This is a genomic window from Bartonella sp. bp_1, assembly GCF_055808085.1.
Genome location: NZ_CM147851.1, coordinates 91,231 through 117,052, shown reverse-complemented (window position 1 = coordinate 117,052; position 25,822 = coordinate 91,231). Strand labels below are relative to the sequence as shown.

22 protein-coding genes, 1 tRNA gene and 1 riboswitch are annotated in these 25,822 nt (G+C 48.6%); of the genes, 8 read left to right on the top strand and 15 right to left on the bottom strand.

Going from position 1 to position 25,822, the window contains the following annotated elements; all coding sequences use genetic code 11:
- The first annotated feature begins 85 nt into the window (after positions 1–85).
- Genes ACYZ97_RS00570 through ACYZ97_RS00560 form a run of 3 tightly spaced genes read left to right on the top strand, consistent with a single transcriptional unit; the run spans position 86 to position 3,282 of the window.
- Complete coding sequence (locus ACYZ97_RS00570) at positions 86–1,384, top strand: MFS transporter (protein WP_473299410.1); 1,299 nt, start codon at positions 86–88, stop codon at positions 1,382–1,384.
- A 24-nt stretch (positions 1,385–1,408) separates the two neighbouring features.
- Complete coding sequence (locus tag ACYZ97_RS00565; protein WP_473299408.1) at positions 1,409–2,281, top strand: transketolase; 873 nt, start codon at positions 1,409–1,411, stop codon at positions 2,279–2,281.
- Positions 2,278–3,282, top strand: coding sequence for a transketolase family protein (locus tag ACYZ97_RS00560; RefSeq protein WP_473299406.1), 1,005 nt, complete (start codon positions 2,278–2,280; stop codon positions 3,280–3,282). Before ACYZ97_RS00565 ends, ACYZ97_RS00560 begins: the two co-directional genes overlap by 4 nt.
- 72 nt (positions 3,283–3,354) lie before the next feature.
- On the opposite strand, the gene ACYZ97_RS00555 is transcribed toward ACYZ97_RS00560, so the two are convergent.
- Both ACYZ97_RS00555 and ACYZ97_RS00550 read right to left on the bottom strand, forming a co-directional pair.
- A tRNA-Gly gene (locus tag ACYZ97_RS00555) sits at positions 3,355–3,428 on the bottom strand.
- 44 nt (positions 3,429–3,472) lie between these two features.
- On the bottom strand, positions 3,473–4,561 hold the full coding sequence (locus ACYZ97_RS00550) for a 2'-deoxycytidine 5'-triphosphate deaminase (protein WP_473299404.1): 1,089 nt from the start codon (positions 4,559–4,561) through the stop codon (positions 3,473–3,475).
- An 88-nt stretch (positions 4,562–4,649) separates the two neighbouring features.
- Positions 4,650–4,727: riboswitch (SAM riboswitch) on the top strand.
- Positions 4,728–4,789: 62 nt separating this feature from the next.
- Here ACYZ97_RS00550 and ACYZ97_RS00545 point away from each other — a divergent pair.
- From ACYZ97_RS00545 to ACYZ97_RS00535, 3 genes are all read left to right on the top strand, one after another.
- A complete protein-coding gene (locus ACYZ97_RS00545) occupies positions 4,790–5,983 on the top strand; it encodes an O-succinylhomoserine sulfhydrylase (protein WP_473299402.1) in 1,194 nt (397 codons plus the stop codon).
- A gap of 214 nt (positions 5,984–6,197) precedes the next feature.
- Entirely contained in the window at positions 6,198–8,060 is a 1,863-nt protein-coding gene (gene mutL / locus ACYZ97_RS00540; RefSeq protein WP_473299400.1) for a DNA mismatch repair endonuclease MutL, read from the top strand.
- A 331-nt stretch (positions 8,061–8,391) separates the two neighbouring features.
- The gene (locus tag ACYZ97_RS00535; protein WP_473300586.1) at positions 8,392–8,628 is read left to right on the top strand and encodes a DUF2093 domain-containing protein; all 237 of its coding nucleotides are present in this window, start codon (positions 8,392–8,394) and stop codon (positions 8,626–8,628) included.
- A 4-nt stretch (positions 8,629–8,632) separates the two neighbouring features.
- Here ACYZ97_RS00535 and lpxK read toward each other — a convergent pair whose 3' ends face one another.
- From lpxK to ACYZ97_RS00480, 11 genes are all read right to left on the bottom strand, one after another.
- On the bottom strand, positions 8,633–9,652 hold the full coding sequence (gene lpxK, locus ACYZ97_RS00530; RefSeq protein ID WP_473299398.1) for a tetraacyldisaccharide 4'-kinase: 1,020 nt from the start codon (positions 9,650–9,652) through the stop codon (positions 8,633–8,635).
- Positions 9,652–10,965 carry a lipid IV(A) 3-deoxy-D-manno-octulosonic acid transferase gene (gene waaA, locus ACYZ97_RS00525; RefSeq protein ID WP_473299396.1) on the bottom strand — a complete coding sequence of 438 codons (1,314 nt, stop codon included), beginning with the start codon at positions 10,963–10,965 and terminating at the stop codon, positions 9,652–9,654. Before waaA ends, lpxK begins: the two co-directional genes overlap by 1 nt.
- A complete protein-coding gene (locus tag ACYZ97_RS00520; RefSeq protein WP_473299394.1) occupies positions 10,962–11,729 on the bottom strand; it encodes a lysophospholipid acyltransferase family protein in 768 nt (255 codons plus the stop codon). Before ACYZ97_RS00520 ends, waaA begins: the two co-directional genes overlap by 4 nt.
- Before the next feature lie 49 nt (positions 11,730–11,778).
- Positions 11,779–12,024, bottom strand: a complete 246-nt coding sequence (locus tag ACYZ97_RS00515) for a DUF4170 domain-containing protein (RefSeq protein ID WP_473299392.1) — start codon at positions 12,022–12,024, stop codon at positions 11,779–11,781.
- 45 nt (positions 12,025–12,069) lie between these two features.
- Positions 12,070–12,837 carry a 3'(2'),5'-bisphosphate nucleotidase CysQ gene (locus tag ACYZ97_RS00510; protein ID WP_473300585.1) on the bottom strand — a complete coding sequence of 256 codons (768 nt, stop codon included), beginning with the start codon at positions 12,835–12,837 and terminating at the stop codon, positions 12,070–12,072.
- 16 nt (positions 12,838–12,853) lie between these two features.
- On the bottom strand, positions 12,854–14,185 hold the full coding sequence (locus ACYZ97_RS00505; RefSeq protein ID WP_473299391.1) for a TldD/PmbA family protein: 1,332 nt from the start codon (positions 14,183–14,185) through the stop codon (positions 12,854–12,856).
- A gap of 125 nt (positions 14,186–14,310) precedes the next feature.
- On the bottom strand, positions 14,311–15,141 hold the full coding sequence (locus ACYZ97_RS00500; protein ID WP_473299389.1) for a patatin-like phospholipase family protein: 831 nt from the start codon (positions 15,139–15,141) through the stop codon (positions 14,311–14,313).
- Positions 15,142–15,183: 42 nt separating this feature from the next.
- A complete protein-coding gene (locus tag ACYZ97_RS00495) occupies positions 15,184–16,503 on the bottom strand; it encodes a M16 family metallopeptidase (protein WP_473299387.1) in 1,320 nt (439 codons plus the stop codon).
- A 2-nt stretch (positions 16,504–16,505) separates the two neighbouring features.
- Positions 16,506–17,993, bottom strand: coding sequence for a M16 family metallopeptidase (locus ACYZ97_RS00490; RefSeq protein WP_473299385.1), 1,488 nt, complete (start codon positions 17,991–17,993; stop codon positions 16,506–16,508).
- Positions 17,994–18,015: 22 nt separating this feature from the next.
- Complete coding sequence (gene rsmD / locus ACYZ97_RS00485; protein WP_473299383.1) at positions 18,016–18,579, bottom strand: 16S rRNA (guanine(966)-N(2))-methyltransferase RsmD; 564 nt, start codon at positions 18,577–18,579, stop codon at positions 18,016–18,018.
- Positions 18,560–20,488, bottom strand: a complete 1,929-nt coding sequence (locus ACYZ97_RS00480; protein WP_473299381.1) for a pseudouridine synthase — start codon at positions 20,486–20,488, stop codon at positions 18,560–18,562. The genes rsmD and ACYZ97_RS00480 overlap by 20 nt, the downstream gene beginning before the upstream one ends.
- Positions 20,489–20,638: 150 nt before the next feature.
- Between ACYZ97_RS00480 and ACYZ97_RS00475 the strand changes: the two genes are divergently transcribed.
- Both ACYZ97_RS00475 and ACYZ97_RS00470 read left to right on the top strand, forming a co-directional pair.
- Positions 20,639–21,112: a nucleoside deaminase gene (locus tag ACYZ97_RS00475; RefSeq protein WP_473299379.1), complete on the top strand. Its 474-nt coding sequence runs from the start codon at positions 20,639–20,641 to the stop codon at positions 21,110–21,112.
- Positions 21,109–21,942 carry an aldo/keto reductase gene (locus ACYZ97_RS00470; RefSeq protein ID WP_473299377.1) on the top strand — a complete coding sequence of 278 codons (834 nt, stop codon included), beginning with the start codon at positions 21,109–21,111 and terminating at the stop codon, positions 21,940–21,942. The genes ACYZ97_RS00475 and ACYZ97_RS00470 overlap by 4 nt, the downstream gene beginning before the upstream one ends.
- 71 nt (positions 21,943–22,013) lie before the next feature.
- On the opposite strand, the gene ACYZ97_RS00465 is transcribed toward ACYZ97_RS00470, so the two are convergent.
- The gene (locus ACYZ97_RS00465; RefSeq protein ID WP_473299375.1) at positions 22,014–22,688 is read right to left on the bottom strand and encodes an LptM family lipoprotein; all 675 of its coding nucleotides are present in this window, start codon (positions 22,686–22,688) and stop codon (positions 22,014–22,016) included.
- Positions 22,689–22,866: 178 nt separating this feature from the next.
- Positions 22,867–25,782, bottom strand: coding sequence for an isoleucine--tRNA ligase (gene ileS / locus ACYZ97_RS00460; protein ID WP_473299373.1), 2,916 nt, complete (start codon positions 25,780–25,782; stop codon positions 22,867–22,869).
- Between the last annotated feature and the right edge of the window lie 40 nt (positions 25,783–25,822).

Here is a 25,822-nt window from a genome sequence, read left to right as displayed (position 1 = left end):
AATTGGCAGTTTTCAAATCTATCAAGATAGAAACCTGCCTGACTGTGCTTGTCTATGCATTCTAACACGAGGGAGGATATAATTCATGCAACCAATATCAATAAAAGAAGACAAGAAGCTTCATGACCATGCTTATACCAAAACAGCATGGCGGCTCTTACCATTTTTGATGATTTGCTATCTTTGCGCCTATCTTGACCGCGTCAATGTCGGTTTTGCCAAATTGCAGATGATGGATGATCTCGGATTTAGCGAAACCGCCTATGGCCTGGGGGCCGGTATGTTTTTCATCGGTTATTTCCTGTTTGAAGTGCCAAGCAATATCCTGCTTCACAAAATTGGTGCACGAGTCTGGATTGCGCGCATCATGATTACATGGGGCATTCTCTCGGGACTTTTTGCATTCATTGAAACCGCTTGGCAATTCTATGCATTGCGTTTTTTGTTAGGTATTGCAGAAGCAGGACTTGCACCCGGCGTTCTCCTTTACCTGACCTATTGGTTTCCCTCCCATAGGCGCGCAAAAATGACAGTCTTATGGTTCGTTGCCATTCCGCTTTCAGGAATGCTTGGCGCTCCTCTATCCGGCTGGATTATGGAAACATTCCATGATTTCCATGGCTGGGATGGCTGGCAATGGATGTTTATCATTGAAGCAATCCCGACCCTTGTCATTGGCATTCTTGTCCTCATTTGGCTGTGTGATCGTATTGATGATGCCAAATGGCTAACTGAAGCAGAAAAAGATGCCATCAAGACTGATCTTAAAGCTGACAGCGCCATGAAAACCGAACATGGCAGCATCAAATCATTTATTTCCGATAAACGACTATGGATACTGGCGGCTATTTATTTCTGCGTGGTCATGGGACAATACGCTATTACGTTCTGGCTGCCGACAATTATTAAAAATACGGGTGTTAAAGACTCATTCCATATCGGATTAATTACCAGCGTTCCCTACATTGCTGCGATTATCTGCATGCTTTTGGCTGGGCGCAGCGGTGACTACTTCCGTGAACGTCGCTGGCATCTTGCAATCCCGATGATCGCTGGAGCTATAAGCCTCTTCATCTCGACTTTTGTAACAAGTGCATTGGTTCCATCTGTCATTTTTCTGGCTATTTCAGCCGCTGGCATTTTGGCAGCTTCCTCCCTGTTCTGGATGCTTCCGACCAATCTTCTGGGCGGTGTAACAGCGGCAGCCGGCATTGCAGCAATCAATAGCTTTGCCAATCTTGCCGGCTTCTTTTCTCCGTCCCTCATCGGTTGGATAACAACCAAAAACAATTCTAATGAGCTTGGTCTCTATATCATCACTGCAGTGCTTCTATTAGGCGCACTTCTTGTCTTCACCATTCCGGCAAAACTAGTGAACCGGTAAGCCGGTCAAAGAATCGAGACAACCATGACAAAACCACTATCACAACACCACAATACACCTATAGATATAAATCAACTTTCCTATCACGCCTATCGCATCCGTCGTCTTGCATTGCGAATGGGCGAAGTGCAAGGACAAGGCTATATCGGACAAGCATTAGGTATTGCCGACATATTATCCGTTGCTTATTTTCATGCCTTGAACTTCAAACCGGAAGATCCCGAGTGGGAAAACCGTGATCGTTTTTTACTTTCGCATGGCCACTACGCAATTGCCCTTTATGCGGCTCTGATTGCCAGCGGCATCATCAAAGAATCTGAGCTTGAAACCTATGGCTGCGACGATAGCCGGCTGCCAATGTCGGGCATGGCAAGTTATACCCCAGGCATGGAAATTTCCGGTGGCTCACTGGGGCATGGTCTGGCAATCGGTGTCGGCATGGCGCTGGCGCTACGCCATAAGGGAAATTCCGCCTTTGTCTACAACTCGATGTCGGATGGGGAACTGGACGAAGGCTCTACTTGGGAAGCCGCCATGTCCGCCTCACATCACAAACTATCCAACCTGATTGCATTGGTTGACATCAATCGACAACAGGCCGACGGCCCATCGGGCAATATCCTCGCTTTTGAACCTATTGCCGATAAATGGAAAGCCTTTGGCTGGTATACCCAGCGCGTTGATGGCAATGCAATAGCCGATGTTCTGGCTGCCTTCGACAATGCACGCAGCCATGTTGGTGATCAGCCGCGCGTCATCCTGTTTGATACATTGATGGGCAAGGGTGTTCCCTTTCTCGAACAACGTGAAAAAAACCATTTTATCCGCGTCGATGAAAACGAATGGCAACAGGCCATACGCCTATTGGATGACGCATGGAAGGAGGCTCAACCATGAGCGAGATCACACAAACCAAAAAACGCCTCACCACATCGGCAATGATTGCCTCTATCGCCTCAGAGGGCCAGCGCACCATTGCCGCTCCCTTTGGACATGCGCTAAACAAAGTTGCCGAACAAGATACGCGCATTGTTGGCCTGACAGCAGATCTTGCAAAATATACAGATCTACACATTTTTGCTCAGGCCAACCCGCAACGTTTCTATCAGATGGGCATGGCCGAACAATTATTGATGGCCGCAGCTGGCGGCATGGCAAAAGAAGGTCTGATTCCTTTTGCAACCACCTATGCAGTATTTGCAACACGGCGTGCATATGATTTCATTCATCAGGTCATCGCCGAAGAAAAGCTCAATGTTAAAATTGCTTGTGCCCTCCCAGGCCTTACTAGCGGTTATGGCCCCAGCCATCAGGCAGCCGAAGATATTGCACTGATGCGGGCTATTCCCAACATGACAGTAATCGATCCATGCGATGCGTGCGAAATCGAACAGGTCGTTCCGCATATGGCTGCCTATCAGGGCCCCGTTTATATGCGGCTGCTACGCGGCAAAGTACCTGCTGTTCTAGATGAATACAATTACACCTTTGAATGGGGCAAAGCCAAAACCATCCGCGACGGACGGGATGTCCTCATCATCTCAAGCGGCTTGCTGACCATGCGAGCACTGGAAGTTGCTGAAAAAATGGCCGGCGGTGATGCCGACATTGCCGTATTACATGTCCCGACCATCAAACCGCTTGATGCCGAAACAATCATCCACGAAGCAACCAAAGGTGGGCGTCTGGTGATTGTTGCCGAAAACCATACGAAAATCGGCGGTCTGGGCGAAGCGGTTGCAACCGCCTTGCTGACAAAAGGCCACGCACCCCGTTTCAAACAGATCGCACTTCCCGATCAGTTCCTTGATGCAGGCGCTTTGCCAACACTTCATGACCGCTATGGCATCTCGGTCGACACCATCATCCAGTCCATCAAAAAATGGCTGGCCGAATAGGCAATTTTTCTTTCCGGCTGCGATATTTTTTATAGCAGCCGGATATTCTCCGGATTTCAAGCAAATCATTATTGGAGCGGGTAGCGGGAATCGAACCCGCGCGTTCAGCTTGGGAAGCTGACAGGCTACCATTACATCATACCCGCGCACGCTCATCCATCACGTGACAGCCGATTCTGTCAAGAACAAATCAACGAAAATGTTTGGAAAGCTTCAATCCCTGTGCCTGATAATTGGAGCCGCGGTCCTTGCCATAAAGCGCCTTGGGTTCGTTGAGCATATGCTCATAAACCAGCCGGCCAACAATCTGGCCGTGTTCAAGAATAAACGGCACTTCGTGGCTTCTCACCTCCAATACCGCACGTGCACCTTTACCGCCAGCAGCATCATTACCAAAACCGGGATCGAAAAATCCGGCATAATGGACGCGGAATTCACCAACCAACGGATCAAAAGGGGTCATTTCAGCGGCATAAAGCGGTGGCACATGCACCGCCTCGCGTGAGACCAAGATATAGAACTCATCAGGATCAAGCACCAACTCACGCTGGCCCCGATCATAAATTGGCTCCCAAAAATCAAGTACATGACAATTTGCCCGCTTATCGACATCAACCACACCGGTATGATGTTTGCCGCGATACCCTACAAGACCATCCTTATCGCCACTCAGATCAATAGATACACCGATGCCGCCACCACTAATATTCGGCACCTGATCGGAAACCAATATCTGCGACTGGTGCAATGCTGCCAGAGCTTGTTCATCAAGCTGGCTATTACCACGGCGGAAACGAATTTGTGACAGACGCGAACCGGTACGTACGACAATCGGAAAAGTACGCGGACTAACTTCAAGATAAAGTGGCCCGTGATAACCTGCAATTACCTTATCAAACTCCTGCGCATGATCCGTCATCACACGGGTAAAAATATCCAGCCGACCGGTCGAGCTTTTCGGATTGGCCGATGCTGAAAGCTCTATCGGTAAAGCTAGTGTTTCAAGCAGCGGCACAATATAGACGCAGCCAGTTTCAAGCACAGCACCATCTCGCAGATCAATTTCATGCAATTTAAGATGTTCGAGCTTGTCTTGAACTTTTTTGACCGCCCCTGGCAAAAAAGAGGCCCGTACACGATAGGCCTTTTCACCCAAGCGTAAGTCAAGACTAGCTGGCTGTATCTGGTCATCATCCAGAGGGCGGGCACTTTCAAGAACACCGCTTTCAAACAATGCGCCGATATCTTTATCGGCCAGAATGCCGGATTGACGCGTCATTGCTTTAGCCTTTCGATCCTTCACCATTTCATCATATTCTCTTTACCCTTATGACAGATTGACGCAAGCGCCTTCAAGGCTTATGAAATATTTATCCCGTGGTGATTTGGCCGGCCGGCTTGCAGCCACGTTAATCTGATTGCTAAAAGGCCGTGTTTCCTAAACGGTTTTTTGGCGTCTTTAAAAGATATTCCTATTGGAAATCTTGTTATTTAAAGAGGCATGACAATGACTTTGAAACCCGATCATAAATATCGTCTGGCAACTGAAATGGTGCATCGCGGCACAACCCGTTCGGCCTATGGCGAAATGTCGGAAGGAATCTTTCTAACGCAAGGCTTTGCCTATGCAAAAGCCCAAGACGCAGAAGCACGCTTTGACGGTTCCGATCCCGGTTTTGTCTATTCGCGCTATGCCAACCCTACTACGGATATGTTTGAAAAGCGCATGTGCGCTTTGGAAGGTGCTGAAAGCGCACGCGCCGTTGCATCCGGTATGGCGGCTGTTGCCAATGCGATTTTGTGCTTTGTCAAGGCAGGCGACCATTTTGTTGCCGCACAGGCTATGTTCGGCTCCTGCCGCTATATTATCGAAAAAGTCTTGCCGCGCTTCGGCGTCGAGGTTTCCATTATCGATGGATCAAAACTTGAAAACTGGCAAAAGGCGATGCGTCCCAATACACGCGGCATATTTTTTGAAAGCCCGGCAAATCCTTCATTGGAAGTCGTTGATATCAAAGGTGTGTGCGATATTGCCCATTCTGTTGGTGCTATTGTTATTGTCGATAATGTCTTTGCCACACCGCTCTATCAGAAACCGATTGCGCTTGGTGCCGATGTTGTCGTCTACTCAACCACCAAACACATTGATGGTCAGGGCCGTTGTCTTGGCGGCATCATCCTGTCATCGGAAGACTGGATTAAAGAAAACCTTCATGATTATTTCCGCCACACTGGCCCCTCGATGAGCCCATTTAATGCATGGCTGATGCTCAAAGGTTTGGAAACGCTCCCCATACGGGTTGAACAGATGACCCGCTCAGCTGCAAAAATTGCCGATATGATTGTCGAACATCCTGCTGTTTCCAAATGCATCTATCCGGGAAGGAGCGATCATCCACAAGCGGATATTATCAAACGCCAGATGACAGGCGGCTCAAGCATAGTGGCCTTTGAGCTGAAAGGCGGCAAACAGGCGGCATTCAATTTCTGTAACGCCCTGACCGTACCCTTGATTTCCAATAATCTGGGCGATTCACGTTCAATCATCACTCATCCGGCAACAACAACCCATCAAAGTGTCGCGCCTGATCAACGTGAGCTTCTCGGTATTACTGATGGTTTGTTGCGTTTTTCAACCGGTCTTGAAGATACAGATGATCTTTTAGAGGATATCAAACAGGCCCTCGACAAAGCAAAATAGTAACGCACACAGCCATATCTATTTTACGGCTTACCATAGAAGTCTACAAAACTTATAGACTTGAGAACACTATATCCACATGGGGGCGCAGCCATATGCGACACCCATGTGGGCCTAAGCAACTTCAACTTGCCCATTATAATATTGTTTGTATCCGCCATCTCTTGGATTGTTCCATCTATTTTTGTCTGACGAATCCTTATAAGAATATGTCATGACAATACGCCACCTATCCGAAACAATTATCAACCAAATCGCCGCCGGCGAAGTGATTGAACGTCCTGCCAGCGTTATCAAAGAGTTGATAGAAAATGCGATTGATGCGGATAGTACCCGCATCGAAATTGTTACTGCCGGTGGCGGCAAATCACTCATGCGGGTGCGTGATGATGGCAATGGCATTCCGGCAGATGAGCTGGCATTGGCAGTTTCACGCCATTGTACATCAAAAATGGGCGACGATGTCCATGACATCCGCTCTCTCGGCTTTCGCGGAGAGGCTTTGCCTTCCATCGGTTCCGTAGCCAAGCTTGAAATCACCTCGCGCCCTGCAAATGCGCTAGAAGCGGCCCAAATCAGCCTCAATGCCGGGCGCATGGATGGCCCCAAACCGGCTGCCGGCAATCTGGGGACCATTGTTGAGGTCCGTGATCTGTTTTATGTCACACCGGCACGGCTTAAATTCATGAAAAGCGAACGCGCCGAAACGCTGGCCATTACCGATATTATCAAACGTACGGCGATTGCCTTTCCCCATATCCGTTTTTCACTTTCCGGCAGTGACCGCCCATCGCTCGATCTACCTGCAACCGGCACCGATTCCAAAGCCCGTCTCCAACGGATCGGCCAAATTATGGGGCCGGATTTTATCGAAAACAGCCTGCCGATCAACGCTATCCGCGAAAATGTCAGACTTACCGGTTTTATCGGTGTTCCATCCTATAATCGTGGCAATGCCATGCACCAGTTTGTTTATGTCAATGGCCGTCCCGTACGTGACAAGATGATTGCAGGTGCGATACGCGCCGCCTTTATGGATGCCATTGCACGTGATCGTCACGGCATTGCTGTCCTATTTTTAACGCTCGAACCCGCCGATGTTGATGTCAATGTCCATCCGGCAAAGGCCGATGTGCGTTTTCGCGATGGTGCCCTGATCCGCGGCCTCATCATCGGCGCCATCCGCGAAGCCCTTGCCCAGGCCGGCATACGTCCGACAACAACCGGTGCGGATGCTATGCTCAAGGCTTTCAAACCCGCCTCCATACCGAATATAGCACCCAATAAAATGGCCTATACGCCGTCTACTTTCAATTTCAAACGACAATCATCCTTACAACAGCATCATTCTTTCCATGAGCCGCTTTTCAATACTGAAAAACAGGCACCTTCCAAGCCGCAAGGCTTTGCTGAAAGTACAACACCCGAATTGGGTGATTTCACTATGCCCAGCGGCAATATCGACACTATAGATACGCCTTCCCCTGAAATGCTGGCTCATCCTCTCGGCGCGGCACGGGCTCAAATTCATAAAAACTATATTGTTGCCCAGACTGAAGACAGCCTTGTCATTGTTGACCAACATGCCGCTCATGAACGCTTGGTCTATGAAGCACTCAAAAACGCACTTTATGACAAACCCCTCGCAACACAAATGCTGCTTATTCCTGAAATTGTTGAACTATCGGAAGAAGATGCATCCCGTCTTGTTGAATACACCGATGAATTGAAGCGTTTCGGCCTTGTCATTGAACCTTTCGGCCCCGGCGCCATAGCCGTGCGCGAAACACCCACTATGCTGGGAGAAATGGATGTACAAAGCCTGATCAAGGATCTGGCCGACGAAGTTGCCGACAATAACAGCGTTGACGGCCTTAAATCCATGCTGGATTATGTTGCCGCCACAATGGCCTGTCATGGCTCGGTACGTTCAGGCCGTATTCTTAAAGCCGATGAAATGAATGCGCTATTACGCGAAATGGAAGCGACCCCCGGTTCCGGCACCTGCAATCACGGCCGCCCGACCTATATCGAACTGAAATTGGACGATATTGAAAAACTCTTTGGAAGACGGTGACCATATAGGGCGGCCATGTTGCTATCATTTTTACCTTATCCAGAAAGTCATACAACTTTCTGGGGTTCAAATATGCGCCCGACCTATATCGAACTGAAATTGGACGATATTGAAAAACTCTTCGCAAAACGGTGACCATATAGGGCGGCCATGTTGCTATCATTTTTACCTTATCCAGAAAGTCATACAACTTTCTGGGGTTCAAATATACGCCCAACCTATATCGAACTGAAATTAGACCATATTGAAAAACTCTTCGCAAAACAGTGATGATAATTCTTGAACCGTCGATAAGAAATGGCTAAGTTTCTATAGATCGAAAGGGAAAATGATGTTTTCAGGCAATGAACGTGAGGCCAAGCTCCACTATCAAAGCGGAGATTACCAAATCATTCAACATGGTTCCTATGTTGTTTGTGCAATAAGCGGCGAAAAAATTCCCCTTGATGACTTGCGCTATTGGAGTTTCGAGCGCCAAGAGGCTTATGCCAATTGCCAGATTTCCTATGAACGTGAGCTGGAATGCAATCCGCATTTACGCCCTTTGCTTGGATCAACCAAGGCCTGAAAAACTATTTCAACTGGCGAAGTCTAAAACGCTCCAAGACTTCGTCGATCAGACGATTGCAAAATCCGTCATCCTCAAAAGCCACTTCGACATCCGCAACGATCAGATCAGGCAACTTATCCGTCTGATGATCCGTCTTGATACGAACAAAATCTTTGGCCGTCGTGACCGGACGCAGTCCTTTAGCCTCACACGTTCCGCGCATATCATTGAGGTCATAATCGGTAAAAAAATGATGATCCGCATAGATACGCGTATCCTGTACGTACCCACCCATCTCGCTGAGCGAGCGGAAAAACTTTTGCGGATTACCAATACCGGCAAATGCTAATAGTGCCACGCCATTAATATCATGCGAAGCCTGCGGCTCCAGTTTTGCAAACTGTAACGGCTTGGCTGCACGCGCCCCCATACGGATCATAGCATCCCCGCCTGCCCCTTCACCAATCACCAGAAGTCCGTCTGTATAGGACAACTGGCTAAGCAAAGGTGCCCGCAAAGGTCCTGCAGGAAAAACCGCACCATTGCCAATGCCACGCAATGCATCAACAACAATCAATGCATAATCCATTTGCAACCGACGGCTTTGAAAACCATCATCCATAATGATGAAATCACAACCGTTTTCCTTTAACCGCTTGGCGCCTGCCAAACGATCCACCGATATGGCAACAGTGGCATGACGTGCCAGTAGAAGCGGTTCATCACCAACATCACGCGCACGATCATGCTCCAAATCGACCAGATGTATACCTTGATGGCTACCACCATAACCACGCGACACAATGCCCGGTTTCAGACCACAGGCATGAGCTGCCTTGGCGACCGCAATCGCGACAGGTGTTTTGCCAGCCCCCCCCAAGGTGAAATTACCGATACATAAAACCGGAAGATCGATTTGCGGAACATCTTTCTTTTCCATACGTCGAGCCGCAACCCGTCCATAAATAAAAGAAAAAGGGGACAAGAGATAACGCAGAAAACCTGATTTATGCCACCAAAACTCCGGATTATCGGCAACCATTATTCTGCATCCTCATTATTTAATTGGAATGTCATAATCAGAGGCTGCAGAAACGGCTCAAGAACATGTAATGTCCGCTGCAAGGCACCGCTCATCTGGGCTGCGGCATCACGTGCTGCCGCAACCATGGCTTCCCGCTGCCCAGACTGGGTCAAAAGTAAATTGACCTGCACAGCAAGCTGCGTTGCATCGTCCACAATACGCGCACCTTCACATGCCGTCAGCTTTGCATAGGCATCCGCAAAATTTTCAACATGCGGGCCACTCAGAATAGCCGTCCCGATCAAAGCAGGCTCAAGTGGATTATGTCCACCTTCATCACTTAGGGATTTACCGATAAAAGCAACCTTCGCCAACCGTAAATAAAGCCCCATATCACCAATCGTATCTCCAAGCAGAATATCGGTTTCCGCCTTCGGGTAATCCCCCATACTTTTACGTGCAATGACAAGTCCCTTGCCCGTCAGCTGTTCAATAATGGCATCTGTACGTTCAGGATGACGTGGTACAATGATCGTGAGTAAATTTGGCAAATGGTTTTTCAAGGCCAAATGTACCTCGGCGGCTATATTTTCTTCTCCCTGATGAGTCGAGACCGCCGCCCATACAGGCCGTCCCCCCAATGCCTGAGAATATTGGTCCAGCTCCAATGCATTGCCTACAGGCGCAACATCTGCCTTCAAGTTACCCGCAACAGCCACAGTCTTCACACCAAGCGCTGCATAATTTTTGGCATCTGCGTCATTCTGGCCAATCGCCATATTGAGTTTTGAAAAAATAAATTTGGCCAAGGCCGGGCGCTTCTGCCAACGTGAGAAAGAACGCCCAGATAAATGCGCATTGACAAGAATTTGCGGTATTTTACGTGCATGGAGTGTCTCAATGCGCAACGGCCATATTTCCGATTCACAGGCAATGGCCAAATCGGGTTTCCAATAATCGACAAAACGTGCTACCGCATAGGATAAATCCAATGGATGATATTGATGGATAATACGTGATCCGAAGCGGCTTTGTACCAGTGACGCTGATGTCACCGTGCCCGTTGTCAGCAAGATATTGATATGGGCCGACAACATATAATCGATCATCGGAATTAAAGCGACAGTTTCACCAACACTTGCAGCATGTAACCATACAAGCGGCCCCTGCGGGCGCGGCTTTGAAGGACGCCCGAACCGTTCTTTACGCCGATTACGATCCTCCTTGCCGCGTGACGCACGCAATCCGAGGTAAGGTGTAAGAAATGGACGTGCTAGAAGGCCCATTGTACGATAGGCACCAAGTACCATTTTAGCTTTCAACTGTTTCATTTCACCGATGCACCCTTGGTGTGCAAGCAGTCATAGGCTTTCTTGGTCAGACGATTCATCTCGTCGCTCAATTGTAGCCGTTTTTCTTCCAACAGATCATCATCCGCATCTTCGGGCACATAAAAGGCATCCCCCATCAAAAAGATTGAACGCCCAAACGGCAGTGGAATGGCTGTTTTATCCCATGTGTTCTCTAGAATTTTCTCACGTGAGAAAGCGTAGATATAAGGCACAATTGGACGGCCGGACAATTTTGCTAAAAGGACAATGCCCTTACCCGCTTCACGTGCTTTACCATGTGCAATATCGGCAATCATGGCTGTTGTTTTTCCTGATTTAAGCGCATTCTTAAGCGTCAGCAACGCCCGCGCCCCTCCCTTGTCGGGATTACGCCCTTTCTTACCGCGCCCTCCTGAACCGCGCACCGTATCAAGGCCTAACTTTTCACCGACCTGTGCATTGAGTTCAGCATCGGCAGAGCGTGAAAACATAGCAATAATGCTTTCCCCTTTAGGACGCAGAAACGGCCCCATAATATGACGGCCATGCCAGAAAGTGATAATAAACGGATTATAAGCCTCGTGCGCCTTACGCGGATCGGCAGAACCTTTCACCTTGCGATTGGTCCAATAGACAAAGCGCAGATAATTGGCCATCAACCATACAAGCATGGCCTTGAAAACGCGCGAGTCCTGCAAAGGCTGGCGTATTTTTCGCCAAAGCCTTTTCAGAACTGTATCTTTTTTCTTTTTTTTCTCTGTCATATTGGTGAAAAAACATCATCCCTATAGCATATAAAAACAAAAGGACGGTTTAATCGTCATCCTTGCTTTCAGGATCGAGCAAACGGTGCAGATGGACAATGTAATAACGCTGCAATGCATTGTCTACACTGCCTTGCGCCTTGGCGCGCCATGCGGTTTCCGCCGATTTGTAATCGGGAAAAACACCGACAATATCAAGTGCATTAAGATCACGAAACTCGTTGCTGTCGAGACTTTTCAACTCACCACCCAATACCAGATGCAGAAGTTGTTTTTTCTCTGTTGTTTCACTCATATCGACCTCCTAATTATTTTGTTAAGCCCAGCTTTAAGCGATTGATTACCCTAACTGATGGGCCCGAACAATATCTATCATATTTTTTATCTCTGGCTCGGCTGCTGCGATCAAAAAATCGTGGCTATAAGGCCGTTCACCATATTGAACCCGTTGTCCTTCAAGATCGCATAAAACGCCGCCAGCTTCAGACATAATAAGATCAGCCGCTGCAATATCCCAATCATGACAATTGGGACGCACAAGAACAACATCGAGCTTGCCACGTGCCGCCAGAGCCAGACGATAGGCCAAGGATGGAATATAAGGACTGATCTCAAATGTTTCCTTTATATCCTTCGGCAGTTTGCGGGCCAAAGATGATGTGCAGGACAACATCGGAGAATGACCATCGGTCTTTTCAACGCTGATGGCTTTGCCATTCATCTGTACGCCACCATTTTTAATGGCCTGATAGAAATGTCCTTTGACCGGACACTCCAGCACGCCCGAAACAGGCACACCATTTTCAATGATGGCAATAGAAATGCACCATTCCTGGCTACCGTCGATAAAACCACGCGTTCCGTCAATCGGATCGACAACAAAGGAACGCTCATAAATACAGGCGTCCCGATCATCCGCTGTCTCTTCTGATATCCAGCCATAATGGGGGCGTTCCCTCAGCAAAAATTCTTTCAAATAGGTATCAACAGCAAGATCTGCCTCGGTGACCGGCGATGTATCATTCTTTATCCAGATTTGCGGATCTTGACGAAAATAGCCCATTGCAATGCGCCCAGCCTCTTTGGCCGCCGCATATAGAAGGGTCATATCGGATTCAAGATTTTCAGCTTCCGGCAAGAGTCATCCCTTCTATCAAAAGGGTTGGGGCAGCAATGCCATAACGCCGGTCAATATCATTTGCCGGTGTCAGATGCCCCAACATATGCAATAGATCCGAACCAAGCGTCACTTCGCTAACCGGATAGGTCAGCACGCCATCCTCGATCATAAAACCCGATGCACCACGGCTATATTGACCTGTTACCAGATCAACACCATGGCCAAATAGTTCATGGACATAAAAGCCGTATTTAATATTCTTGATCATGTCCTGCGCGGATATATCACCCGGTTCTATGGCAAAATTGCTACTTGCCGGATTGACCGACGAAGCCGAACGCACACCATGTCCATTGGTCTTTAATCCAAGCTCACGCGCGGCAGATGACGACAGCAACCATGTCTTCAACACACCATCCTCAATCAGGGTCAGCGGCATGCCTTCCACCCCTTCACCATCAAAAGGTCGTGAAGAAGAACCCCGTACTTTTAGCGGGTTATCGCTAACCGACACACCCTTTTTCATGACAGGCCGCCCCATCATCGTACCAAGCAGACTGGTTTTGCGCGCAACCGATGCACCATTGACCATAGATGCAATATGTCCAGCGATCCCACGTGCCATACGCGGATCAAAAACGACATCCAGCGTTGCAGTTTTGGCCTTGCGCGCACCCAATCGGCGTACTGCCCGCTCGCCGGCACGACGGCCAACTTCCGTAGCATCATCAAGATCGGAGAAATGCAAAGCCGTTGTGTAATCATAATCACGTTCCATGCCCGTATCTTCGCCGGCGACAGCACTACAACTCCGTGAAAAACGACTGGAACAATAGTGTTGGGCAAAACCGCGACTGGTTACAAGAACCAGTCCACCACTGCCATAAGAAGCCGATGCACCACCGGAATTGCTGACCCCATGAACGGCAAGGGCTGCCTCTTCAATAGCCAGCGCATCATCACCCAATTCACGACTTTCGGGAACATAATCATCCAAAAGATCGAGATTTTTTGGCGTCTTAACAAGACGTGAGGCATCTACCAATGCTTCATAAGGATTTTCCGGTGCAACTTTTGCCATGGCCACAGCCCGTTGCGCCAAAACTTCAACGTCACCCGACATATTGGCTGAAATACTGGCAAGCTTTTTACCAATAAAAACACGCAAGGTAAAATCATCACTTTGTGCCGACTGGGTCGCTTCAATCTTGCCAAGACGCACAGAAACACTCGTTGACTGGCCGCGCACCACCACCGCATCTGCATCATCAGCACCCGCACGCTTTGCAGCTTCAACAAGTGCTGCAGCCTTATCAATCAGATTCTGCTCGCTCATCCATCATCCTTTTTACGTTTTCAGCTTTTTTGACAAACGTAATAAAACCTCTCCTGATCAAGCTATAAAGCCATTCCTAACGGCTGCAACCCGCTTTTGCCATTCATAAACTGTTTTTGGCTGCTTTAGTCGGTTTTCTCCATCATGGCTGCAATCTCTTTCTTGGCATCTTCCTTATAAAAGGCCGTTCTGACAAGAATATCCTTGGCCTTTAGAAAATCCAGTACATAAATACCATTTACCGGTGGACGCAAAAGCAAATCAATATGCTTGGCAATCAGGCGGGCACGGATCAAAGCCTGCTGCGAGACCAAACTAGCAGCCAACAGACTCTCAATGGTCGAAGGAAAGTGGTTATCAAATTTTTCACCTGAAAAACCGACAACATCCACACCGATAACCTTATCAACCGGAGACGGCATACAATCAAAAGGTACCGGATTACAGACACCACCATCAACCAGCAATTTTCCATCACGCAACACAGGCTTAAACAAACCAGGAATAGCAGCTGATGCAGCAATGGCCGAACGCAAGGCCCCACCCTTCATCTCCACCACTTCAGCCGCTGTCAAATCGGCAGCCACCGCACAAAAAGGACGTTTAAGTGCTGAAAAATCTTGTGGAATGATATCAGGTAGGAAGCCATCCAGAATAATTTCAAGATTGAACTGCGATAGTTTTACACCACGCTGCCATAGTTCTTTGATAGATGTCGGCTTTAATGACCAGAACCGCGACAAAACATCCATAGGTTTGGAAAAACGGGCTAAAAAATAATCTTCCAACTGACGGGAATCCATACCCGCCGCATAGCCTGCACCAATCAAGGCACCAATAGAAGAACCCGAAATAGCATTAATATCAAGACCAAGCTCTTCTATAGCTGCAATAACATGGATATGCGTCAGCCCCCGCGCACCACCGCCACCCAATGCCAGTCCGATTTTTGTCAAATCTGTACCTTCCAACAAACGCCATCTGTAAGAATGGATCTATCAATTTTTAGCTGGTCCCACGACCAACAGTGCCGGTTCACCACTCAATAGTTTTTTAGCCACGGCCTTGATATCTTTACGGCTCACAGCATTGATCTCATCAGCACGCTTATTGATATAATCAATCGGTAAATTCTGATCCTGCAATGCAACAAGCGTCGAGGCAATCTGGGTAGATGATCCCATATTCTGGACTGCATAAGCCCCAATAACATAACTTTTGGCGTCATCCAGCTCTTCTTGGGAAACACCATCACTCACCATTTTTTTCACTTCTTCACGAATGGTTTTCAACGAGTTTTCGGCTTTTTCTGCTTGTGTACCAGTATAAATAACAAAAGCGGCCGCGTGATCATATATAGATAAGTTGGAACCAACCGAATAGGCCAGACCACGTTTTTCACGTACCTCCTCAAAAAGCCGCGACGTAAGACCGGACCCGCCCAATATATGATTCATCAAATACGCGGCAAAAAAATCAGGATCGGAACGATAAAGACCGGGATAAACCAGTGTCATCTGGGTTTGCGGTAAATCATAAGGAACATTTGCCATGCCACCTAAATTAAGCTTGGCATCCTTGATCACCGTCAACTTGCCTTTTTCAGGCAACGGTCCAAAAACCTTGTCCAGAATTTCACCGGCTTCCTTTTCAGATATCGGTCCGACAATCCCGATGTGCAACCCTTCACGAACCATCATCGCTCTATGCGCTTTGACGAGATCATCGCGGGTAATCTTTTCCTGACTGTCAACTGTTCCATTTGCACGGCGTCCATAAGGATGCTTGCCATAAACCAAAGCATTCAAGCGGTCGCGGGCAATAGTGGAAGGGTCTTTTTCTTCCGCTTTCAAGCCAGTAATAATTTGCGATCGGATACGATCAATCGCATCCTGATCAAAACGGGGCTTCTGCACAGCAAGCGCCAAAAGATTGAAAGCCGCATCACGATTCTTGGCAAGAACGCGCATACTGCCCATTATACGGTCGCGGCTATCACGAAAACTCATTTCAGCGCCCAGATCATCAAGACGGGCCTGAAATGCCTCGGAACGGATATTGCCCGCGCCTTCATCAAAAAGACCGCTCATCAAAGCAGCCAATCCTTCCTTGCCGTTTGGATCTTGTGCATTACCACCGGCGAAAGAAAACTGGATCGCTACAATTGGCACGGATTCATCCTGAACCAACCATGCATGTATACCTTTAGACGATTTGACATCCTTGATGTCGATTGCATTGGCAAATCCCAATGGCATCACCAGAAGAAAAGTCACAAATGTCAGGGCGGCAACCTTGATAGAGGCTATAAAACGCATGACTATTTTCCTTTTTTCTCTGAAGGGCCAACGGCAGGTTTATCTTGAGACGGTGGCAAAAGAAAGCTTGTCACACCCGTATCGGCTTTAAGATATTTTCCGGCAACATGCTTGATATCAGCAGTCGTAACAGCGTTTAACCGATCCGCCCATTTTGTTACATCATCCACCGTCATGCCAACCGAAAGGGCCGCCCCATAAATACGCGCCAGACCTGAAGGATTATCGGCTGAAAAAATCATCGACTTAACAAAACGGTTGCGGGCCTGATCAAGCTCCTTCTCGCTTACGCCTTTATAGATAATATCATGAAGTTCAGCCAATACAGCTTGATGCAATTCATCCAGCGATGCCCCGCCACGCGGCATACCATAGAGGTAAAAAACACCATCATCGACCGCATCACCGCCATATCCAGCCTGTACCGATGCAGCGATACCCTTGTCGACAACCAATTTCTGGTAAAGACGGCTGCGATTGGAACCACCCAGAATTTCACCCAGAAGGTCAAGGGCTGCCGCTTCATGTGTATCACGATTACCATTATGATAGGATGGCACGACCCACATCTGTTGGAAACTCGGCTCACTCACACGTGGATCCCGCATCGTTACAAGACGTGATGTTCTCGACACAGGTTCTTGCGGACGCATCCGCTCGCCCGGATTGGCGCGCACTGCTATCGGACCATAAGTCGTCATGGCCAATTCACGTACCTGTTCTGCCGTCACGTCACCCGAAACAACCAAAATAGCATTATTAGGCGTATAAAATTTGGAATAGAAGGTGATCGCATCATCACGATTCAACTGCTCCATTTCCTGTTTCCAGCCAATAACCGGATTATGATAGGGATGATTGAGAAATAAAGTTGCGCGCGCCTCTTCATCCAGCATTGCATCAGGCGAATTATCTGTGCGCATACGTCGCTCTTCAATGATAACGTTACGTTCCGGCACAATCACCTTATCTGTCAAAACCAGATTGGTCATACGATCTGCCTCAAAAGCCATAATTTGTGGCAGATACTGGGTAGCAACACTTTGATAATAGGCCGTATAATCATAGGAAGTGAAAGCATTTTCCTCACCGCCTATCTTTGAAATGAACTTGGAAAATTCACCCTCAGGATGGATCTTGGTTCCTTTGAACATCAAATGCTCGAGAAAATGGGCAATGCCAGTGCGTCCTTTCGGTTCATCAGCAGAACCGGCCTTATACCAGACCATTTGCGTCACCACCGGTGCGCGATGATCTTCTATCACGACCACTTGCAAACCATTTTCCAGCGTAAACGTCTTGGCAGGACCGGACTGATGGATATCCGGCAGTTTTTGTTTCGTCGTTGTTTGGGTTGATGATACCCCCCCATCGGCAGCGAAGCCTTGGCAAGGCACCAAAGACAAAGCAACAACACCAAGCGCTACACCCATGGTCAGATTTCGCAATATTTTAGACACGGCAAACCTTTCGCGGTTTTCTTTTTTCATATCCGACACCTGATCAGTGCCTTCAGACCAAATCACTCAACCGATAAATACGTATAATTGTGCCACCATAATGGCGCTCATCTTCTAAAATAAAATTTTCAGGTAAATTTATCGTGGCATCATCTTTTTCTTCCAGAACAAGCGTCGCCTCCTTGTTGAGCCAACCACCTTGTAATGCCGAAAGAAAAGCTTTTTCACCCAAGCCCTTGCCATAAGGCGGATCAGCAAAGACAAGATCGAACGGCATCATTGTACCAATATCGCCAAGCATGGTTGCATCGCGGCGTAAAATACGCCCCATCCCCTGTAACCCGAAAGCCTCAATATTTTGATGGATCAGGCCACGTCCCTCAACAGACTGTTCGACAAATACCACAGCCTTAGCACCACGTGACGCGGCCTCAAGCCCCAGAGCACCGGTGCCGGAAAAAAGATCAAGCACACGCTTGTTTTCAAAAAAACCAGCCTCACGATGGGCCAGTATGTTAAACAGGCTTTCGCGGGTCCTATCGGTTGTCGGTCGAATGATATTGATAGAAGGCGTAGCAAGTGAACGCCCTGAGAATTTACCGCCGACGATCCGCACGTGGGGCTCCTTTGCCTGACGGACGACCCGAAGCAGGTTTGCCATCACTACTTTTAAAAGCAGGTTTGCCATCACGATTGAATGGTTTACGCTCGCGATTATCGCGTCCCTTCATAGAACCATCCTTACCGCCACCTTTATAACCATCACGCTGTGGACGACTATCCGTTGAATCACGCGCGCTCTTATCACGCGGTGTCCATTTGCGTTCACCTTGCGCGGATCGTTCATCACGGGATTTATAATCACCTCTTACGGAACGCTCACCTTTTGGCTTATAATCACTCCTCGGTGCGCGTTCTGCCTGCTCGCCATAATCACTGCGCCCACGTGTTTCACCACGTGCCGGACGTTCGCCTCTCGGCTTATAATCGCTCCTCGGTGCGCGTTCTGCCCGCTCGCCATAGTCACTGCGCCCACGCGCTTCACCACGTGCCGGACGTTCGCCTCTCGGCTTATAATCACTCCTCGGTGCGCGTTCTGCCCGCTCGCCATAATCACTACGCCCACGCGTTTCACCACGTGCCGGACGCTCGCCTCTCGGCTTATAATCACTCCTCGGCGCACGTTCTGCCCGCTCGCCATAATCACTGCGCCCACGCGCTTCACCACGTGCCGGACGTTCGCTCTTAGCTTTAAAATCATCGCGCGGTGAACGTTCATCGCGCCCGCGCGTCGTATTATCCTGAGCGTATTCTGTCCGTTTGCGCGGACCTGTATTTTCATCACGCACAAAACGTTTTTTGGATTTGGCACCTTGCGGACGAGCTCCCGGTGCCATCCATACATTAGTACTGCGGGAACGCTCGCTGCGACTGACAAGACGCTCCTGTTCCTGTGCCTCATCACCCGTCTTTGCTGCATCCCTGCCTCGCGGCTTACCACCGCCATCTCTCGCAAAAGGCTTGGCACCCGGACGATCCCGGCCCTTATCTCCGAATTCGCCTTTTTTACGTCTCGGTTCAACCGGTGCCGATGAAATCCAATCATTCTGTTCAACCGGACTATCTTCAAATGAAGCCTTGACCGGCGCATTGGAAAAAGGATTAAGAATCGGCGCATCAAAATCGGCATTAGCCTCTTCGATCAGACGTTCTCCCAACTGGTCACGCAAAACCCGCCCTTTTAATTCCTGAACCGCGCCTTCTTCCAGATCGGCAAGCTGGAAAGGACCGAAAGAAATACGGATCAATCGCGTCACACTCAGACCAAGAGCCCCTAGAATGTTTTTAACCTCGCGATTTTTACCTTCCCGCAAGGCGACAGACAGCCAAACATTGGACCCCTGTTCGCGTTCAATAGATGCATCAACCGCACCATAGAAAACACCGTCAACGGCAATACCATTTTTCAATCCATCCAGATCACTCTGCTTGACGCGGCCATGTGCACGCACACGATAACGACGTACCCAGCCTGTAGATGGCAGTTCCAGCACACGGGCCAGACCGCCATCATTGGTCAAAAGCAATAGACCTTCTGTATTAATATCCAGTCGCCCTACAGACAAGACCCGCGGCATTGTCACAGGCAGATTATCAAAAACAGTCGGACGCCCTTCCGGATCACGATTGGTTGTCACCAGACCGGCCGGTTTATGATAAAGCCATAAACGCGTCCGTTCTGCCTGCGGTAGCGGCTTACCATCTACAGTAATGACATCATCACGCATAACATTAATCGCAGGGGAATCCAGTTTCTTGCCATTAACAGCAACGCGACCTGCCGAAATCATCATTTCAGCATCACGACGAGACGCAATACCGGCACGGGCAAGGCGTTTGGCAATCCGCTCGCCCTTTTCTGCTTCATCCGTTTTTTCACTATGAACCCGCTCTTTTGGTCCCGAATGTTTTTCCGGCATCGGGCGCGAGCGTTTAACGTCCTTTTTCATATCACGTTTTTCCATGCTCGTTTTCCTCAAAATGCGGCCAAAATAGAATTCAACAATGCATCTAGACCATTTTTCCATATCAGGGAATCGTTTTCATGCATCAATGCCAATTAAATTCTATCAGACAACACTTGTCGTTGTTTTTCACGCACCCTATAAGGGCGTATGAATAGAAAAAACATAGCATCAACCCCGATGGATATGGCGCTCGATCAAGCCGCCAAGGCCGCCTTATCAGGCGAAGTCCCTGTCGGGGCAGTTATCATGCACGGCTCACAACTGATTGCAGCGGCAAGCAACCTGATCCGCGCCAGCTATGACCCAACAGGCCATGCTGAAATACGTGCCATCCGCATGGCATGTGAAAAATTAGGCTCTGAACGTCTTCCTGAATGTGATCTCTATGTTACATTGGAACCATGCGCCATGTGCGCCGGTGCCATATCATTCGCACGGATCCGCCGTCTCTATTATGGCGCCCAAGATCCCAAAGGTGGCGCCGTAGATCATGGCCCGAGATTTTTTAACCAAAACACCTGCCATCATGCTCCTGAAATCTACACAGGCCTTGGCGAACAACGCTCAAGCGCCCTCTTGAAATCGTTTTTTGCACAAAAACGCAAGGCAATAGCAACATGAAAACTATTACATTGCCCAATAACAAAATTGTTCCGGCACTGGGACAAGGCACATGGAAAATGGGCGAGGATGCAGCCTTGCGGCAACAGGAGATTGCCGCCCTCAAACAGGGAATCGATTTAGGACTGACACTCATTGACACGGCTGAAATGTATGGCAATGGCGGCGCTGAACGTATTGTAGCACAAGCCATACAGGGCCAAAGAGATAAAGTATTTATCGTTTCAAAAGTCCTGCCTTCCAACGCTTCCTATAATGGCACAATCAAAGCATGCGAACGTAGCCTTAGAGCGCTAGGGTGTGACCATATCGACCTTTATCTATTACATTGGCGGGGTGCTTATCCATTGGAAGAAACGGTGACAGCTTTCGAAACGCTGATTGATACCGGCAAAATTGGTGCTTGGGGCGTCAGTAATTTTGATACAATAGACATGGAAGAGCTTGCTCAATATGCCCGCCATTCATCTATTGCTACAAACCAGATTCTTTATAATTTGACCCGCCGCGGCCCTGAATTCGATCTTTTTCCATGGTGCCGCCAAAAGCAGATTCCGCTTATGGCCTATTCTCCGATAGAACAAGGTCGATTATTATCCAATCCGGTGCTTGCCGACATTGCAAGCATCCACCAGACGACAGCGGCAGCGATTGCACTCAACTGGGTTTTAACAAAACCCGATATAATTGCTATTCCCAAAGCGGCAACAGTCCAGCATGTCAGCGAGAACCACAAGGCACTAGACATCGTTTTAACGGCAGAAAATCTGGCAAAACTGGACACGGCCTTTGCGCCGCCAACGCGCAAAATGTCCTTAGAGATGATATAAAATTTCTATATCATACCACTGGCTGCATTTACACAAGCAATCCAAGCCCTACAGCTTAATCGCTGCATAATTTAAAACGGCCAATACCACTTTTTATCGGATTTACCTTTCATAGCCGCTTTTCTTTGGCGTTCTTTTACCGATTCATCCTCACCCTTTTCGCCGACCGGGGCTGTGGCAGCCGGTTCACGATAGGTCAAAGGCGGTTCGCTCAAATATTTACGGTTATTGGCTGTACCACCGGAGTTTTCCTGCTTGCGACGCATATATTCCGCACGCTGGGCCTTAGCAGCCTTTGTATTCATCTGGTCTTCCCCACGATGCATACCATCAAGCCCGATTACATCCGTATCCATATAATTGGCCGGACTTGGACGGGATTTAATCGACGGCACGTAATTGGGATTATCCTGATTGGCAGTTGCTTCATCACGCAAACGCTGACGACGCTGCTCAGGTGATTCCGGCCAATCCGGCGCACCGGTCTGCGCTACATTTTCTTGCGGCTGCGGCAGGCTCTTCATGGTTTCTCTGGATGGCGGAACCAAATCAGGGCGTGGCTTTGTATCAATTTTTCCGCTCTGATTGTCTGATTTCAAAGCCGTCATATTGGAGAGGTCACTCCACAATTGCTGGGTTGAGGTCTTATCGGTACCATAAGTAGGACCGGAAACACCACAACCGGAAAGGGTAAGCGCCGTTAATCCGGCTGATGCTGCTAGAATGACCGCTTTCGTTTTCTTCACTGCTTATCCGTCTTCCCGGCCAAAGCCGTTTTTCAAATACTAGAATCTACCATATAAACGTGCAGCCTGACATCAAAATCCGGCGACACCAAGGCAGCTCAATAACACGAAGCACCATTAACGGCAATGCACGAAATAACATCACTGTTAATATGCCTCATATGTTCAACAACCAAATTTATAACTTGCCCAAACTGTGCAGCTCATGAAGGGCCGCAGCGTCACGTGCCGATACATCAGGATAGGACGGATCACTGCCTACATCTTGTGTATATCGCCACGAACGGGCACACTTTTTGCCAGTTGCCCGTTCAGGCTTTACGGCTACGCCCTGTACATCATCCAGTCGGTATGCATCTTGCGGTGCCTGCCCATTCGTCACAATAATATCGCTGGTAATTGCAATTTCGGCCATATCAATGCCTTCAACCGCTGCCAACAAATCCTTATCCGCAATATAGACAATGGGTGCAGCCTCCAATGACGAGCCAATACGCTTGTCGGCTCTCTCCAACTCCAAAGCACCAGTAATCACTTTGCGAACCTGCTTGACTTTGCGCCAGCGCACAGCCAACGCCTCATTCTTCCACTCAGACGGCGTCGTACGAAACTGTTCAAAATGAACCGAACGGCTATCAGGATTACGCGCCTGCCATGCCTCTTCGGCGGTAAAGGGCAGCATTGGTGCCAGCCATGTCACCATCCGCTCAAAAATTTCACGCACCACCTGCAAAGCTGCCTTACGCTTCATGGATGAAGGCGCATCGCAATAAAGCGAATCCTTGCGAATATCAAAGTAGAAAGCAGAAAGCTCAACAATTGAAAAATCGATCAATGCACGGGTGATTTTTTTGAAATCGAAAGTATCATACGCATTATTGACCAATTCACCCAATTCATAAAGGCGATGCAGCATCAACTTTTCAAGATCTGGCAAATTGTCATAGGCAATGGTCTCACCCTCGTCATGGGCCAATGTGCCCAACATCCAGCGCATGACATTACGCAATTTACGATAACTGTCGACATTGGTCTGGATGATATTTTTGCCAAGGCGCTGATCCTCCCAATAATCGGTCGTCATCACCCAAAGACGCAAAATATCGGCACCTGATGTATCCATGACCTGTTGCGGTACGACAACATTGCCAAGTGACTTCGACATTTTTTTACCCTGCTCATCCAGCGTAAAGCCATGGGTAATTACAGTATCATAAGGCGCTCTCCCCCGTGTGCCGCAGCTTTCCAGCATAGAAGAATGGAACCAGCCGCGATGCTGATCAGAGCCTTCCAGATAGACATCGGCAGGCCATTTAAGATCAGGACGATCTTCCAAGGTAAAGGTATGGGTCGAGCCTGAATCAAACCAGACATCAAGAATATCCTTGACCTGATTCCAATCCTCACTGGCCCGTGCCCCCAGAAAGCGCTCCCGGGCACCATCAGCAAACCATGCATCCGCACCTTCTGCCTCGAAAGCCTCGATAATACGCCGGTTAACGGCCTCATCCTTTAATATTTCGCCTTCTTCATTGACAAAAATACAAATTGGCACACCCCAAGCACGCTGACGTGATAAAACCCAATCAGGGCGGTCTGCCATCATGGCATTCAAACGTGTTTGACCGGCAGCCGGAACAAAACGGGTATCTTCAACGGCTTTCAAAGCACGTTTCCGCAAGGTTGTACCATCACCCAGATCCTTGTCCATATAGACAAACCACTGCGGTGTATTACGAAAAATAACCGGTTTTTTCGAACGCCAGCTATGGGGATAGTCATGCTTCAACCGGCCACGGGCAAATAAATGATTATGGGCAATAAGTGCAGCAATCGCGCTCTTATTAGCATCCCCCATCTTACCATTGTCATCAATCACACGGGCCGCACCGCCTTCTCGGTCGGAGCCAAAGCCTGGCGCATCAGCGGTATAAAAACCGGCATCATCAACCGGAAAAGGAATAGACGGATCAATGCCACGCTCTGTCAACTGCTTGCCATTAGCCATCCAGACATCAAAGTCCTCACGACCATGGCTGGGGGCCGTATGGACAAACCCTGTGCCCGCTTCATCCGTAACATGATCCCCGTCAAGCAAAGGCACATGGAATAGATATCCCCCGCCGAATCCCTTTAATGGATGCTCCAACACCATATCAGCCAATTCGTCCGGCTTGATATCACGCAGGCGCTTCATTTCAAGCTTGGCTTTTTCACCACAAGCTTGTGCCAATGCATCGGCAAAAATCATCTTTTCTTGCGGTTGCGGGCCAAAATCATTTTCAGCAGCCACCACTTCATAAAGCCCATAGGCAATACGAGATGAATAAGAAACCGCACGATTGCCCGGAATGGTCCATGGTGTTGTTGTCCAGATCACCACAAAAGCATCTTGCAAATCATCGCTTTTGGTCTGCTGGACCGGGAACTTGACCCAGATCATGTCGGATTCGACATTATGATACTCAACTTCGGCCTCGGCCAGAGCCGTCCGCTCGACAACAGACCACATAACAGGTTTGGAGCCACGATATAGCTGACCGGACATGGCAAATTTGATCAACTCGCCACCAATACGCGCTTCGGCGTGAAAAGCCATAGTTGTATAAGGATTCTTGAAGTCTCCAACAATGCCGAGCCGTTTGAATTCTTCTGTCTGGACATTGATCCAATGCTTGGCAAATTCACGGCATTCCTGACGGAATTCATTAACCGGCACTTCATCCTTATTTTTACCGGCTGCGCGATATTTTTCTTCAATCTTCCATTCAATAGGCAAGCCATGGCAATCCCAACCCGGCACATAATTGGAATCAAAACCGCGCATCTGGAAAGAACGAGTGATTACATCTTTCAAAATCTTGTTCAGTGCATGACCGATATGGATATTGCCATTGGCATAGGGCGGACCGTCATGTAGCACATAAAGTGGGCGGCCTTTGGATTGTTTGCGCAATTGCGCATAAAGATCCATCTCTTCCCACCGTTTGACCAGTTCAGGCTCCTTTTGCGGCAAACCTGCACGCATTGGAAAATCGGTCTGGGGCAAATAAAGAGTTTTAGAATAATCAACTGTTGTAGATGTCTCGCTCATAAGGAAAGTCCTGTCGGCAATAGTTTTCGTTTGAATCGGC